At 47.5% G+C, this 893-nt stretch carries 1 protein-coding gene; it reads left to right on the top strand.

Annotated elements, in window-relative coordinates; all coding sequences use genetic code 11:
* Positions 1 to 893, top strand: an 893-nt coding sequence (gene proS, locus A3729_RS16270) for a proline--tRNA ligase (protein WP_068634083.1), incomplete at both ends; no start/stop codon positions are given.

The following is an 893-nucleotide window of genomic DNA, read 5'->3' as shown; positions in this document are numbered from 1 at the left end:
AACTATGCAGCCAATATTGAGCTGGCTGAAGCCCTCGCACCTGAAGGTGAGCTAGCAGCACCAAGCAAAGCCATGGAAGAAGTCGCTACGCCTGAACAGAAAACCATTGAAGAGGTCACTTCTTTCTTATCTGTTCCCGCTAGCTCGGTTATCAAAACCTTACTGGTTCTTGGCGAAGAAGATGAAGACGGCAATGCACCCTTGGTAGCGCTGGTATTAAGGGGCGACCACAGTTTGAACGAAATCAAAGCTGAAAAACTTGAAGGCGTCGCCTCTCCCTTAGTGTTCGCAAATGAAGAACAGGTGAAAGCCGCAACGGGAGCGAATATAGGTTCCATTGGCCCGGTCGGACTAAAAGACATCACTGTATTTGTCGATCGCACCGCTGCACTGTGTTCAGACTTCACTTGTGGCGCGAATAAAGATGGCGTTCATTTAACAGACGTCAATTGGCAAAGAGATCTTGAACTAGGTGAAGTCGTTGACCTGCGTAACGTTCTTGAAGGTGATACCAGCCCTGACGGCAAAGGTACACTCGAAATCAAACGCGGTATCGAAGTCGGTCATATCTTTAAGTTGGGCAACAAATACAGTTCCGCAATGAATGCCTCGGTATTAAACGAAAATGGCAAAGCCACCATTATGGAGATGGGCTGTTACGGCATCGGTGTATCGCGTATTGTAGCGGCAGCTATTGAACAAAATAACGATGACAATGGCATTATCTGGCCTGAATCGATAGCGCCTTTCCAAATCGCGCTCATCCCACTCAATGGTCATAAGTCTGAGCCTGTTGCCAATAAGACTGAAGAGATCTATCAGCAGCTTGTTGACCTAGGTGTTGATGTACTCATGGATGACCGAAATGAGCGTCCAGGTTCCAAGTTTGCTGA

The sequence above is a fragment of the Oleiphilus sp. HI0043 genome, assembly GCF_001634935.1.
This window is presented reverse-complemented; position numbering and strand designations above follow the sequence as displayed.